15 protein-coding genes are annotated in these 12,787 nt (G+C 60.0%); 11 read left to right on the forward strand and 4 right to left on the reverse strand.

What is annotated here, in order from left to right; genetic code table 11:
- Positions 1-301 precede the first annotated feature (301 nt).
- Together K359_RS61975 and K359_RS0138015 are read right to left on the reverse strand one after the other, a co-directional pair.
- Positions 302-1,057 carry a hypothetical protein gene (locus tag K359_RS61975; protein ID WP_156928879.1) on the reverse strand — a complete coding sequence of 252 codons (756 nt, stop codon included), beginning with the start codon at positions 1,055-1,057 and terminating at the stop codon, positions 302-304.
- Between the two features lie 253 nt (positions 1,058-1,310).
- The gene (locus K359_RS0138015; RefSeq protein WP_029083920.1) at positions 1,311-2,009 is read right to left on the reverse strand and encodes a hypothetical protein; all 699 of its coding nucleotides are present in this window, start codon (positions 2,007-2,009) and stop codon (positions 1,311-1,313) included.
- Between the two features lie 190 nt (positions 2,010-2,199).
- Here K359_RS0138015 and K359_RS63605 point away from each other — a divergent pair, with 190 nt between their 5' ends.
- From K359_RS63605 to K359_RS0138070, 11 genes are read left to right on the forward strand one after another with little or no spacing between them, the layout of a single operon-like run.
- Positions 2,200-2,700, forward strand: a complete 501-nt coding sequence (locus K359_RS63605) for a nodulation protein NolB (RefSeq protein ID WP_166216057.1) — start codon at positions 2,200-2,202, stop codon at positions 2,698-2,700.
- Positions 2,701-2,709: 9 nt separating this feature from the next.
- Positions 2,710-3,570: a type III secretion system inner membrane ring lipoprotein SctJ gene (gene sctJ, locus K359_RS0138025; protein WP_029083922.1), complete on the forward strand. Its 861-nt coding sequence runs from the start codon at positions 2,710-2,712 to the stop codon at positions 3,568-3,570.
- A gap of 23 nt (positions 3,571-3,593) precedes the next feature.
- Positions 3,594-4,214, forward strand: coding sequence for a nodulation protein NolU (locus K359_RS0138030; RefSeq protein WP_224742050.1), 621 nt, complete (start codon positions 3,594-3,596; stop codon positions 4,212-4,214).
- On the forward strand, positions 4,211-4,834 hold the full coding sequence (sctL, locus tag K359_RS0138035) for a type III secretion system stator protein SctL (protein WP_029083924.1): 624 nt from the start codon (positions 4,211-4,213) through the stop codon (positions 4,832-4,834). Before K359_RS0138030 ends, sctL begins: the two co-directional genes overlap by 4 nt.
- Before the next feature lie 2 nt (positions 4,835-4,836).
- Positions 4,837-6,186, forward strand: a complete 1,350-nt coding sequence (sctN, locus tag K359_RS0138040) for a type III secretion system ATPase SctN (protein WP_175612405.1) — start codon at positions 4,837-4,839, stop codon at positions 6,184-6,186.
- A complete protein-coding gene (locus K359_RS0138045; protein WP_029083953.1) occupies positions 6,162-6,698 on the forward strand; it encodes a hypothetical protein in 537 nt (178 codons plus the stop codon). The genes sctN and K359_RS0138045 overlap by 25 nt, the downstream gene beginning before the upstream one ends.
- Positions 6,698-7,807, forward strand: a complete 1,110-nt coding sequence (gene sctQ, locus K359_RS0138050) for a type III secretion system cytoplasmic ring protein SctQ (RefSeq protein ID WP_084518646.1) — start codon at positions 6,698-6,700, stop codon at positions 7,805-7,807. The genes K359_RS0138045 and sctQ overlap by 1 nt, the downstream gene beginning before the upstream one ends.
- On the forward strand, positions 7,800-8,471 hold the full coding sequence (gene sctR, locus K359_RS0138055; RefSeq protein WP_029083927.1) for a type III secretion system export apparatus subunit SctR: 672 nt from the start codon (positions 7,800-7,802) through the stop codon (positions 8,469-8,471). Before sctQ ends, sctR begins: the two co-directional genes overlap by 8 nt.
- Positions 8,468-8,743 (forward strand): EscS/YscS/HrcS family type III secretion system export apparatus protein, encoded by a 276-nt coding sequence (locus K359_RS0138060; RefSeq protein WP_029083928.1) that lies wholly within the window; start codon positions 8,468-8,470, stop codon positions 8,741-8,743. The genes sctR and K359_RS0138060 overlap by 4 nt, the downstream gene beginning before the upstream one ends.
- Before the next feature lie 10 nt (positions 8,744-8,753).
- Positions 8,754-9,575: a type III secretion system export apparatus subunit SctT gene (gene sctT, locus K359_RS0138065; RefSeq protein ID WP_029083929.1), complete on the forward strand. Its 822-nt coding sequence runs from the start codon at positions 8,754-8,756 to the stop codon at positions 9,573-9,575.
- Positions 9,572-10,609, forward strand: coding sequence for an EscU/YscU/HrcU family type III secretion system export apparatus switch protein (locus tag K359_RS0138070; RefSeq protein WP_029083930.1), 1,038 nt, complete (start codon positions 9,572-9,574; stop codon positions 10,607-10,609). The genes sctT and K359_RS0138070 overlap by 4 nt, the downstream gene beginning before the upstream one ends.
- Positions 10,610-10,646: 37 nt before the next feature.
- Here the strand turns inward: K359_RS0138070 and K359_RS0138075 are convergent, their stop codons facing one another.
- Positions 10,647-11,309 carry a CpaD family pilus assembly lipoprotein gene (locus K359_RS0138075; protein ID WP_029083931.1) on the reverse strand — a complete coding sequence of 221 codons (663 nt, stop codon included), beginning with the start codon at positions 11,307-11,309 and terminating at the stop codon, positions 10,647-10,649.
- 10 nt (positions 11,310-11,319) lie between these two features.
- On the reverse strand, positions 11,320-12,774 hold the full coding sequence (locus K359_RS0138080) for a type II and III secretion system protein family protein (protein WP_029083932.1): 1,455 nt from the start codon (positions 12,772-12,774) through the stop codon (positions 11,320-11,322).
- Between the last annotated feature and the right edge of the window lie 13 nt (positions 12,775-12,787).

Genomic DNA, 12,787 nt, shown 5'->3' on the forward strand with positions numbered 1-12,787 from the left:
AGGGCGACCGTGCATGCGATGACGGCGCTTGATGATCAGGGTCATCGACGCGGCCGTCTCCATACAGCAAACGGCCGGGAGGCGAGTAGAGTGAGGAGGCCAGTTGGTGATCGCTCCTCTTCAGCCGTACAGCTAGACAATTTCGATCAGGTTTCCGCATATCGAGTGGACCCCTTGAAAGGAACTTGGCCGGCGGAGTATCCGCCAGCCAAGAGCGATCGTCATCACGTGCTCCTGCTGTTGGCGGAGACAATCTATCAACCTTCGCACATGGCCCTTGTCGCTGCTAAAGCTATGGGCACTAGCCGGCGGGCGGATCTTGCCCCGCGTCTGCCGGCCTGTCTTCGTCCACATCTGCGGGCCAAAGGCTCGGGTCCAGTGCTGGCGTGAGGCGAATGAAGCCCTCGTCTCTCCATTCGGCCGTGTGAGGTACGCCGAAAAGGGTAAAGACTTTGGTCGGGTGGTCTTGGGTCGGCAGTACCCCGCTGCGCTCCAGCATGTCGATCTGAGCGCTTGTGGCTGTTTGGCCCATGAAAACCCAGTAGTCCTTGGCGAGACGTCCGTCCCGCATACGGAACTCGGAAAGTTCTGGCGGTACAACTTCGGAAGGCCCAGCCTGAGATGGTCCGGCGTGCGAGGGATTTTTATCCATATCCTGCCATAGCAAATCTTGGTCGAAATCAGGATGCGCCTCGATCGCCTGAGCGATCGTCTGCTGCGAGAGGTGATGCGGGGACCGTTCTGGTGCTGGATCTGCACCGAGCGCAGCCGGCGCATGCGAATCATCCTCCCAACCCAAGCCTGGCGAATAGGGTTGCGCTATATCCAGGTACGGCGAAAAAGGGTGCCGAGCATCCAAGTACGGCGAATAGGGATGGCCTGCGTCCAGATATGGCGAATAGGGCTCCCCCGGCAGCGCGGGCGAGGCGGTACGATGTGGCGCAGCACCACCCTGAGCGCCGTTGAGCTGCTGCTCAAAGCCGGTAGCGTCCGTGGGCGGTAGCGGTGAATTGGTGTCCGGGCTCGTGTTCGATGGTCCGATTTCGTTGAAATCCATCCTGTCACTCCCGCATGATGGAGCAGCTCGAGCAATGCGAAGGCTCCTGCCCTGCGAGACCGAAGCAGCTGTTTCGGAGGTTCGCGTTGATCTTCAAGCCCTCCTGGATGCACACGTCTGGCGCGGTCGATGCGAGGCACCGCCATCCAGACAGGCTCATCCTGGGTGAGGCAGCTTTCGAAAAGCTGACGATCAGATGGATTTAAGCGAATGCAGTTCGGATCCTCGGCTCGAGCTCTCTCGTATTGTTAAGTCACTTCTGGCCTGCAGCTTCGCGCACGATGCCGTCCTGATGCTGCGCTTCTGAGGAATAGTGGCTTTCAGGTCGTCCGTCGCGAATGACCGTGCTCGAGGAGCCACGAAACAACATCAAAACCGACCCCAGTGGCGGCTTTTCAGCAGCGGTTGGATTCCGCCGCGCCTGCGCCTCCGCCACAAGGCCCTTGAGCGTTTGGTCCACGAGCGCGATGAAGCGCGGCGGGCCCGAAGCCAGGACGAGGCCATCTCCTGGAGCCGGCTTCACGATATAGCGCTCATCGGAGATGTTGAGCACATCGAGCGCGGTCCTGAACGCATCGAAGCTGATCGGATTCAACACAATGAGACGGCTTTGCGCCTCTTGAGCCGCGGATATGTAAAGCACGAGACCGTCGTAATACCATTGAAGATTGTACAGATTGGTCAAGCGCTCGAGGAACTCTCGCGGTGGCAGGTCCGGCATTCGCCCACGAATCCGGCCCTTTACCTCGGCGCTGACATTGACCCTGATATTGTGATTGTTGCCGAACTCCTGCAGCGCGGCGGAAAGGTCCTGATCCAGAACCGTGTAGCTGTAAGGAGCCGACGGCAGTGAGAGGGATGCGCCGAGCGCGCTTACCGTTCCCAGATAGACAAAAACTCCGACATGGAGAACTCTCCTCAAAGTGTAGACCGTTGTGGATCGGATGAGCATTCCCGAAGGCCTTCCGCCTGAAAACAAACCTGGAATTTCATTCCAACGTGAAGGCCAAACGTGATCTTTAGATGACGTAACCAGCGGCATCTTCGTCAGGTTTTCGTCAGCTCGCCAATCTACGCTCATGATCCGTTCGTCGTTCAACAATGCCTGATCTCATCACACGAGCACAATGACTCCTTATATGATGGTAGGCGCAACGCCGATCTCTCCCCATTCAGCTGACTGTGTTTCCAGTGCCTGCTCGCCGGCAGTCACTGGCGAGCAGGCTCACTTTGAGCAGTCCCTTGCGCAAGCGTCTTCCAATGAGGTCGCCGCCTCGTCAGTCTCAGCTAGAGCGGCAGTCGCTCCGCCGGTATCGGAGGTTCAGCGAGCGAGCGCGCTCGCAAGTCCGCCGGGCGATCGCGTCCTTCATGCGCTTTCCACCATGTACCGGAGCCATGCCGTTTCTCCCGCGGTCAGCGGCGCGCCTGCTCCGAATGGCGTGCAAGGGGGGCCGGCTGCGCAGCTGCTCGTGCAGGTGGATGATGTCGGCACACATGCGGCGGTTAAGCCGATAGGTTCGGATTTCGATTCGATGATGGTTGGTCTGCGTGATGTCTACAGAGACGTCGTTCAGGTTTCACTTGTCTCCAAGAGCACCAGCGCCGTCAGTTCGTCGCTGAACAAGCTGCTATCGGCCGGCTGAGCGAGGATGATGACTGACGTGGTCCAGAGGCGTGGCGGTGGCGGCCATCGATCGTGGCGGCGGCTTCGCATTTGTCTTGCCCTGCCGCTCCTTCTTGCTTTGATTGGCTGCAAGACTGATCTCTATACCAAGATTCAGGAGCGTGAGGCTAATGAGATGCTCGCGCTTCTTCTTGGCAAGGGTGTCGATGCGGTCCGTGTTGTCGCCAAGGATGGAACCAGCGCAATCCAGGTCGAGGAAAAGCAGCTTGCGTATTCGATTGACTTGCTGAATGTCGAGGGGCTGCCTCGCCAATCCTTTAAGAATCTTGGCGAGGTGTTCAAGGGGTCAGGACTGGTTGCCTCACCGATCGAGGAGCGCGCTCGTTACATCTATGCGCTAAGCGAAGAATTATCCCGCACGATCAGCAATATCGATGGCGTCCTTTCAGCGCGTGTTCATGTCGTTCTGCCGAAGAACGATCTGTTGCGGCAGGATGCGACCCCATCCTCGGCGTCGGTCTTCATTCGACATGGCTCTAACGCGAAGCTCTCGGTGCTCTTACCGCAGATCAAGATGCTGGTCGCCAACAGCATCGAGGGGCTCTCCTACGACAAGGTGGCGGTCGTCTTTGTGCCGGTTGAGCGGGCGCCGCTTGAGTCGTCACGGGCAGTCAGTTCCCCTCAACCAGCAAAATTTGCTTCAACGCCGTTGCTTGCCTTCGGGGTGGGCGGTGCCGGCGCCGCATTCGGCATCGCCTCTTACGTGTTGTTGGGCGCGCGTATTCGTCAATTCGGACAATCGTCGCGCAAACTGACCATGTTTGGCGGAGGTTCGAATGTGCCGGCCGTCCAGGCTGCTGACGAGAAGACCACTTCTGATGCGACGTAGTCAGGACGCTTATGTCGGCATCGATGTCATTCACCGAATCCAATCGTTCGTCCGTGTTGGCTTCCGATCGGCTGCGCGAGCTTGTTGCCTCCATCCATCCGAGCCGCTTTGCTGCGCGCCTTGATCCGTTGCTGTCGCCTCCCACGTTGCTACGGTTGCAGCAGAGTTCCAGACTGCAGCCAAAACTGGCCGGGCTGCTGCTTGGCGGCGAAGTCGATGTGAGCGGAGCCAACTGGAACGAAGACCTGCTGCTCGGGCATGATCCGCGTCGAGCTGCCCTGCTCGCAGGTAGTATCTGGCATGCGCGCTCGGTCCTGAAGCTGGTTTCAAGGCACGATCTATCAATTTTGGTCGAACTGATCGGTGCCGAAGTGCATGCTTTTGGGATCCGGCATTTATCAAGCGCGGTCGCAACGACGCCCATTGCCGACCCGGAGCAACTATCGCGACAGATTGAACATGATGGGCTCGTCTGTCTCGGCACCTGGCTCGACGAGGCTCCAGCGCTTGAGCGTACCCGCGTGCTTCTACGCTTGCCCGTTGGGACCGCCGCGGACAATCCGGCGGCCGACTACCGTGGTGCCGCAGGCCCGCTGCTTTCCTTGGTCATGGCCCATTTGAGGACGGAGGTTGCCAGGGGATGACCGCCGATGTCCCAGCATTGCCGGTGGCGCCGCGGATTCGCCCGCTCGGGCCCCTGATACGGGCAGCCGAACTCAAGGTCTGGCACGATGCCGTGCAGGCGCTCGCCGCTGCCGAGCGACATCTGCAGCGCGTTCGTAGCTGGGGACGCAAAGCTTATGAGCTGGAACGGATGCGCGGCCATGCCGAGGGCAAAAAGACGGGAGCGGAGGAAATGACACGGCTGATCGCGCAGGCTGTTTGTGAACTGGCGCAGCGAAAGGCCGCTCTGGATCAGGAATTGCCGCAGTTGGTCATTGAGATCGTGAGCAATTTGCTGGGTGCCTTTGAGCCGAGCGAGATGCTGGTGCGGGCCGTTCGTCACGCCATCGAGCAGAAGTATAAGAACACGGAAGTTTGCCTTCACGTATCGCCCCTGAAAGCCGATCTGCTGGCCAGTGAGTTCGCGGCCTACGATGGACTTGACGACCGACCTAAGGTCAGGATTCAGCCGGATCCTGCGCTGACGGCGGACCAGTGCGTTTTGTGGAGCGAGTTTGGCAATGTCGACCTTGGACTTGCCGCGCAGGTCCGCGCGCTTCGTCTTGGCCTTGGTTTGTCCTCGCAGGAGGGCGAGCCGTGACCATGCAACGACCAGCCCATGAGGCTGCGGCAGGGGAGGGGAATGTTCACGCCGCGCTCTCGTCCTTAAGATCTTCCGCAAAGCATATTGACACCCGCGCCGTTCGTGGTCGGGTCACGCGGGCAATAGGGACGCTGCTCCACGCCGTTCTGCCGGAGGCCCGTGTTGGGGAACTGTGCCTCCTGCAAGATCCTCGCAGCGGATGGTCACTAGAGGCCGAGGTGATCGGTCTATTGCCGGACGGGGTGTTACTCACCCCGATCGGCGACATGGTCGGATTGTCCAACCGTGCGGAAGTGGTCACGACCGGGCGAATGCAGGAAGTGCCAGTCGGTCCCAATTTGCTCGGCCGCGTGATCGACAGCTTCGGCCGTCCACTCGATGGCGGGGGCCCGATAAAGACTGGCGAAGTTCGCCCGCTGCGCGGCAGGGCGCCCAACCCCATGAAGCGACGCGGCATCGAACAGCCTTTTCCGCTTGGCGTTCGCGTCCTCGACGGGCTTCTGACATGTGGAGAAGGCCAGCGGATCGGAATCTATGGTGACGCTGGTTGCGGCAAGTCGACGCTGATGTCGCAGATCGTCAAAGGCGCGGCCGCCGATGTCACCATCGTCGCGCTGATCGGCGAACGTGGCCGGGAGGTGCGTGAATTCATCGAGCGCCATCTTTGCGAGGCCATGCACCGTTCGGTCGTCGTCGTTGAAACCTCCGACAGTTCGGCCATGGAGCGGGCGCAATGCGCCCATATGGCAACCGCGCTGGCCGAATATTTTCGTGATCAAGGATTGCGCGTCGTTCTGATGATGGATTCATTGACGCGCTTTAGCCGCGCCATGCGTGAAATCGGCCTTGCCGCAGGAGAGCCTCCGACCCGACGCGGATTTCCGCCCTCGGTTTTCGCGCTGTTGCCAGGCCTATTGGAGCGTGCTGGCATGGGCGAGCACGGCTCAATCACGGCTTTCTATACCGTGCTCGTCGAAGGTGACGGCACGGGCGATCCCATCGCCGAAGAATCGCGCGGCATACTTGACGGCCATATCATTCTCTCACGCGCGCTTGCCTCGCGAGAGCAGTTTCCGGCCATCGACGTGTTGTCGAGCCGAAGCCGCGTCATGGACGCAATCGTGTCTGTGCCGCATCGCAAGTCGGCATCCTTCTTCCGTGATCTGCTCTCGCGGTACGCCGAGGCGGAGTTTTTGATCAAGGTCGGCGAATACAAGCAAGGCTCCGATCCGTTGACGGACCGGGCGATCGCCTCGATTGATGAGTTGCGGGCATTTTTGCGCCAGGGTCAGGACCAGGCATGCAGTTTTGAGGAGACGGTGGCATGGATGTCACGTCTGACCGCCTGAATGGCGTTCATGCGTCTAAACTGCGGCTCGTCAAGGACATGAGGGAGCGAAGCGCCTTTCGTGAACTGTCCAACATGGAAACCAGGCGCCACATCGCGGTTGAAGCCGTCGAACAGGCTTCCAAGCATCTTGCAAATGCCGAACGACGCCGCGCAAGGGTTGAAGCCGAGCTTTATCGGGAAATGTTGTCGGCCGATGCGATATCGGTCGCCGACCTCGAGCGGCGCCACCATCTCATCATTGGGCGGCTCACAGAGGAGATCGCAGCGACGCAACGGGCGTTTGATGAGGCACGTTCCGCTCAAGACCAGGCCGAGGCTGCCGTTCTTGAGGCGCGGACCCTCTGGGCCAAACGTTCAACGGCGAGCCAAAAATGGCAAGAGATCGAGCGCGACGTTCAGCGCATGACCGACGCGCATTGCGAAGCTGCGGCCGAAATTGAAGCCGATGATGAGGTCGTGCTTCGGTACCGGAGGGGATCAGATCGCCAAGTGGGAGGCGAGTCGACCTGATGGCCACTTCTCCAACGCCAGGACGCCCTGATGTGGAAGGGAGGGTTGCGTCGCGATCGTCGGGGGAACCCGCACCGTTCAGACCAGCGCTGATCCTCTCTCATGCTGTGGTCTCATGGCTCAATGAAATCGCAGCTTTCCGCGTCGCTCTGCAAAGCCATCTAGGAGATAAACCGCTGTCGCTGGATCATAACCGGCTGGTCTGGCAGGCCGAGCCGGCTGCGGCATCGATGCTTGACTGCGTCTTTGACGCCGGCGGCGAAACGGTCGTCTTGTCCTTGCCCGGTTCGCTTGTGGAAGCGTTGATTGCGAACGTGCAGAGTGGTTTGACCTTACCTTCCGAGCCAAGTCGTTCGCTGATCCTTGAACTCGCGCTTGAACAATTGCTCGCTCCACTGGAGAGATTGATCCAACGGCCGTTGCAGCTTATCCGCACCCATAAAGCAGTGATGTCGGGTCCATATATTGAATTCGACGTCGCCTATGGTCCGCTTACAGCGAAGGCTCGCCTGCTTCTATTCCCGTCTCTCGACGGTCCCGTTCCGCCTGCGTTCAGCGCCCTCGGCGAACTGCTTGGCCGATTGCCGCGACAGCGGCCCAAGCTTCGTCCTGAGCTGCCTGTCATCGTTGCAGGCCAGATTGGCTCGCTCCGCGTCACGATTGGGCTTGTTCGTCAAGCACAGCAAGGTGACGCGCTGCTGCCGGACGCAATTCCCCTCGCTTGCGGCCAGATCATCCTTGCCGCTGACCAATTATGGGCTCCTGCCGAGATTGCCCGCGACAGGCTGGTCCTGCGGGGGCCATTCCGCTTGCAATCCCACCCCCTGAAGAGTGGACATATGACGACACAACCAGAAGCGCAGCAGCTTCCTTCTGAAGCCGACATCGACAGCCTCGAGATCACACTTGTATTTGAATGCGGCCGCTGGCCCCTGCCGCTGGGAACCTTGCGAACTATCAACGAAGGTCATGTGTTCGAACTTGGCCGGCCGCTTGATGGTCCGGTCGATATCCTTGCCAACGGCCAACGCATTGGACGCGGCGACCTCGTGCGGATTGGCGAGAAACTTGCCGTCAGGTTACGCGGCAGGTTGGCGGTCAATGACTGAGATTCAACCCAGCATCCTCGCGCTTCTGGCGGTGACGGTCGGCCTCGGCCTGCTCGCGTTCGCCGTCGTCACAACCACCGCCTTCATAAAGGTCTCCGTTGTTCTCTTCCTGGTTCGCAATGCGCTCGGGACCCAATCGATACCGCCGAACATTGTCCTGTACGGCGCGGCACTGATTCTGACCGTCTTCATCAGCGCTCCGGTCTTTGAGCAGACCTACAACCGCTTGACTGATCCCCAACTTCGCTACCAAACCTTCGATGACTGGGTGACCGCCGCCAAGGACGGACAGGAGCCGCTGCGCGCCCATCTGAAGAAATTCACCAATGAAGAGCAGCGCCGGTTTTTCTTGTCCTCGACTGAACATGTCTGGTCGGAAGAGATGCGCGGCAGCGCTACGGCCGATGATTTTGTGATTCTGGTCCCGTCTTTCCTGATCTCCGAACTCAAGCGTGGTTTCGAGATCGGGTTTCTTCTCTATCTTCCCTTTATTACCATCGACCTGATCGTCACGACGATTTTGATGGCCATGGGCATGTCGATGGTGTCCCCGACGGTGATATCTGTTCCCTTCAAGCTCTTTCTGTTCGTCACCATCGATGGCTGGTCACGTCTCATGCACGGGCTGGTATTGAGCTACACAACGCCGGGAGGCGGACAATGAATGAAGCCGGTATCCTCACGCATCTGAGCGAATCGCTCGTCCTGTTCATGATTTGGGTTCTGCCACCGCTCCTCGCAGCCTTGGTCTCCGGATTGATCATCGGCCTCATCCAGGCGGCGACGCAGCTCCAGGATCAAACCTTGCCCCTGACGGTGAAGCTTCTGGTCGTCGTCGCCGTCCTCGCTGGGTTTTCTCCGGTGCTCAGTGCTCCCCTCATCGAGCAGGCCGAGCGCATCTTCAGCGAGTTTCCCGCACTCACCGGCAGATACTAGCAGAGCCTGGATGGCTGGACTGTCCCCCACAGATGCGCAAGCTCTGGTCCAGGGCGCGATCGAACTTGTCGCCGCAACGGGTCTTGGTGCGGCCCGTGCCTTGGGAATCATGCTGGTGCTTCCCGTCTTTACGAGGCCACGTATCAGCGGCTTGGTTCGAGGAAGCCTGACGATTGCGATCGGACTGCCGTGTCTGGCGCAGATCAAGCTCGGCCTGCAGGCGCTGGATCCAAACACGCGTCTGGTCAGCGTCACCATGCTCGGTCTGAAAGAGGTGTTCGTCGGCCTTCTGCTCGGAATCCTGCTCAGTATCCCATTATGGAGTATCCAGGCGGTCGGCGACATCATCGATACTCAACGGGGAATTTCGAGCCAGGTGGCGGCGGAGGATCCCGCAACGCACAGCCAAGCGTCGGGAACCGGGCTTTTTCTCGGTATCACGGCGGTCACGATTTTCGTTCTGGTGGGCGGCCTGCAGACCATGGTGAGAAGCCTTTATGGCAGCTACCTGATCTGGCCCGTGTATCAGTTTCTGCCCGCGGTGACGGCGCAAGGGGCAATGCAATGTCTGAGCCTACTCGATCACATCATGCTGACGACGCTTCTGGTCGCCGGGCCGGTGCTGGCCCTGCTGCTGCTGATCGATGTATCGGTCATGATGCTGGGGCGCTTTGCATCGCAGCTCAAGTTGAACGATCTCTCTCCGACGATCAAGAATGTCGCCTTCGGTCTCATCATGGTCAGCTACACCGTCTATCTTCTTGAATACGCGGGAACTGAGATCCTCACGTCGGACAACGTGCTGGAATATCTGAAGAAGCTCTTGAAATGAGCGGCTCGAGCGAGGAGAAAAAGCTACCTCCAACTCCCAAGAAGCTGCGCGATGCGCGCAAGAAGGGGCAGAGCGCGCGCAGCTCCGATTTGGTGAGCGGTGTCAGCGCGTGCGCCGGTTTCGGCTGTCTGTGGTGGAGAGCCGGGCCGATCGAAGACAAGTGGCACGAAACGGTCCGGCTGATCGACAAAGTGCAGGAGCAGCCGTTCACGAGCGCGGTCCCGCAAGCGCTCAGTGGCTTGCTGGAGCTTTCGCTGGCAGCCGTCGCGCCATTGCTCGCCTGTGCCGTGGCAGCGGCCCTGTTGGCGAATATCCTGGCCAATGGCGGCTTTATGTTTGCCTCGGAGCCGCTCAAGCCGAAGCTGGAGAAATTGGATCCCGTCAAGGGCCTGAAGCGGATCGCATCGAAACGTTCGTTGATCGAACTTGGCAAGACGCTGGTCAAGGTGGTGGTCCTCGGGACGAGTTTGTTCCTCACCGTGATGGCAAGTTGGAAGACGCTGGTGTACCTGCCGGTCTGCGGCATGGGCTGTCTTGGCTTCGTCTTCACCGAGGTCAAACTGCTAACCGGAATTGCCGCTGCGGCTTTTCTGGTCGGCGGATTGGCCGACCTTCTGATCCAGCGCTGGTTGTTTCTGCAGGACATGCGCATGACGGAAACAGAGGCCAAGCGCGAGAACAAGGAACAGCAAGGCAATCCGCAGATAAAGCGTGAGCACCGCCGTCTGCGGCAGGAGGCGGCGAACGAGGCTCCGCTCGGCGTCCATCGCGCCACTTTGATATTGAGGGGAGCGGCAACCTTGATTGGGTTGCGCTATGTTCGCGGCGAAACCGGCGTGCCGATCCTGGTCTGCCGTGGCGAAGGCGACGCTGCGTCACAGCTGCTTCATGAGGCGCGCGCGCTCCGCCTCCGTATTGTAGATGACGACATCCTGGCGCGCCAGCTCCTCGGCAAAGCAAGGCTGGGCAACCCGGTTCCTTCAGAGCATTTCGAGCCGGTCGCAAAAGCGCTTTACGCTGCCGGACTGGTCTAGATCGTTTTGACCGAGGGGCTGCGATTGCGAAAGGCCGTCATCGAGGCGGCTGTATGTCCCTCGTTCCGCCCGCTGGGGCTTCCGGCGCTGCCCTGTTGGCTCCATCGTCGCTATTGCTCTTGTTGCGCGCGGTAAATGTCCCGTAGTTCGCAACGGGACCGGCGGCACGATCGCCATTGCTTGGCATAACCGATCGATTGTCCAGCAAATCGAGCGGATCGTTGACCATGGCTGCCAGATTGCTTCTGGTCGAGCAGCCGAGCGTCGGGTCAAACGAATTATCGTCAACTGCAGGCCCGACGATGGAGAGCGACGGACAGACAGGAGGATGGGCTTGATAGGTGATCGCCTCGATCCTCACCCCGAAACGGGCAGGCAGATCGAGCGGGGAGGCCGACAGGCGGATGTTGTAAGGGGCAACGCCCATGGCACGGGCCTCGTGCGCCACCTGGGCGATGAGACGGGGCGAGCCGGTGACCTCGATATGAAGTGCATCCCGCCGGCCGCCACTCGCAGTTGCAATGAAACTGTGCAGCCGGTGCCTTTCGGAGCCGCGAAGGCTCTGCAGGACCAACACGCTGTTCTTCTGCTCCACCTCAATCGCTTGTTGAGCCGATCCAGAATGGGTCGAAGCATTGTTTGCGCATCCGCCTAATGCTGCCGCAACAGCGATCAAATGGCACAAATGTCGTAAGGTCATTTGACGATCCTCACTCGATGATAAAGCCGGCACCGCCAGTCAACCCTGGTGCGCTCGTGCGGGGCCCATCGCGATCTCGGGACGGCCGTGCCAGCGTGTTCGTCAGAACGCGGCCCGCATCTGAGGGCGGCGCGATGCGATCGTTCGGCGCACTCATCCGAGTCGGGTTCGATCCCGGCCGAACGATGTAGGGTGTGACGACAATGACGAGCTCGGTTTCGCGCTTTTGAAACGATGAGGAGCGAAAAAGCGCGCCAAGAATCGGCACGTCGCCGAGCCAAGGAAACTCGCCGATGTCAGTGTTGAAGTTGCGCCGGATGAGCCCCCCGATTGCAAAGCTCTGACCGCTGGCGAGCTCGACAACGGTGCTGGCACGCCGCGTCGAGAGGGCGGGGACGGCCATGCCGTTGATTTTGACTTCACCTTCTGTCGACAATTCACTGACTTCGGGCTTCACGCGCACGTTGATCTGGTTGTTACTGAGGACCGTGGGGACAAACTCCAGGCTCACGCCGAACTGGCGGAATTGGACCGAAACCTGCCGGTTATCCTGCATGACCGGAATGGGAAATTCGCCGCCGGCCAGGAAGCTCGCAGCTTCCCCGGACATCGCCGTCAAGTTGGGCTCAGCCAGGATTGAAGCGAGGTGCTCGCTGGCGAGCGCGTCGAGAACAGCGCTCAGGTTGATACTGCCGGCGCTAAATCCGATACCGACCGTGCCGCCGCCGCCCGCAGCGCCGGAACCTGCACTTTTTCCGGTGACAATGAAGGCGCCATTTTGGCCCGAGGCGGAGAGGTTGATATTGAGATCCTTGACGGCGCTGCGGGAGACTTCCGCCACGCGGACGCTGAGATTCACCTGCAAAGAGCCGGCGACCTGGATCTTGTTAACGACCAGCGCACCCGCACCGAGAAACTGCTCGGTCACCTTCTTGGCGGTCTCGACGACGTCTGCATTGGGTGCGGTCCCGCCAAGGATCGCTCCGCGCGGGGTATAGCTGACCAGAATCGGATAGTCGCCGACCTCGGCTCTCAGCGTGGCACGCAGATCCTCAATCGGCTGCGTGACCACAACACGCATCTCGGCGAGGGCCTCGCCGGCGTCGTTCAAGGCAAACAGGCTGGTCCGCCCAGGCTTTTTACCAAACACGAAGATCGTCGTGTTTGAGGGGGCCTGGTAATCGGCGATCGCCGGATCTGCAACAAAGATGCTGGCCGCAGGAGCGGTCAGATGAACTGTCTTGCCCTGTGAGGAGGACAGGTTGAGGGTGCCGGTCGCGCTGCCAGGCGCAGCTCGCGGCGGTTCTCCTTTGCCGTCCCGCTTTGTCTGAGCCGCGGCAGCAAATGGAAATAGCACTGCGAGCGCGCAGAGGGCGTAGCAGAGAAGCGGCAGAGCGGCAAAGAGCGGCGCCGTGGAAACCATCGGCGACTTGTCAGCGCCGGCAGCATTGTTAATGACCTTCAAGGGATTGTGCTTT

It is taken from the genome of Bradyrhizobium sp. th-b2 (genome assembly GCF_000426785.1).
Lineage (GTDB): Bacteria > Pseudomonadota > Alphaproteobacteria > Rhizobiales > Xanthobacteraceae > Bradyrhizobium > Bradyrhizobium septentrionale.

Coding starts and splice junctions, on each gene's coding strand:
- K359_RS0138070 (WP_029083930.1), top strand. CDS start 9,572: ATGAGCGGCTCGAGCGAGGAGAAAAAGCTACCTCCAACTCCCAAGAAG.
- K359_RS63605 (WP_166216057.1), top strand. CDS start 2,200: ATGGTAGGCGCAACGCCGATCTCTCCCCATTCAGCTGACTGTGTTTCC.
- sctT (WP_029083929.1), top strand. CDS start 8,754: ATGGCTGGACTGTCCCCCACAGATGCGCAAGCTCTGGTCCAGGGCGCG.
- K359_RS61975 (WP_156928879.1), bottom strand. CDS start 1,057: ATGGATTTCAACGAAATCGGACCATCGAACACGAGCCCGGACACCAAT.
- sctQ (WP_084518646.1), top strand. CDS start 6,698: ATGGCCACTTCTCCAACGCCAGGACGCCCTGATGTGGAAGGGAGGGTT.
- sctN (WP_175612405.1), top strand. CDS start 4,837: ATGCAACGACCAGCCCATGAGGCTGCGGCAGGGGAGGGGAATGTTCAC.
- sctJ (WP_029083922.1), top strand. CDS start 2,710: ATGACTGACGTGGTCCAGAGGCGTGGCGGTGGCGGCCATCGATCGTGG.
- K359_RS0138075 (WP_029083931.1), bottom strand. CDS start 11,309: ATGACCTTACGACATTTGTGCCATTTGATCGCTGTTGCGGCAGCATTA.
- K359_RS0138045 (WP_029083953.1), top strand. CDS start 6,162: ATGGATGTCACGTCTGACCGCCTGAATGGCGTTCATGCGTCTAAACTG.
- K359_RS0138015 (WP_029083920.1), bottom strand. CDS start 2,009: ATGCTCATCCGATCCACAACGGTCTACACTTTGAGGAGAGTTCTCCAT.
- K359_RS0138030 (WP_224742050.1), top strand. CDS start 3,594: ATGTCATTCACCGAATCCAATCGTTCGTCCGTGTTGGCTTCCGATCGG.
- sctL (WP_029083924.1), top strand. CDS start 4,211: ATGACCGCCGATGTCCCAGCATTGCCGGTGGCGCCGCGGATTCGCCCG.
- K359_RS0138060 (WP_029083928.1), top strand. CDS start 8,468: ATGAATGAAGCCGGTATCCTCACGCATCTGAGCGAATCGCTCGTCCTG.
- sctR (WP_029083927.1), top strand. CDS start 7,800: ATGACTGAGATTCAACCCAGCATCCTCGCGCTTCTGGCGGTGACGGTC.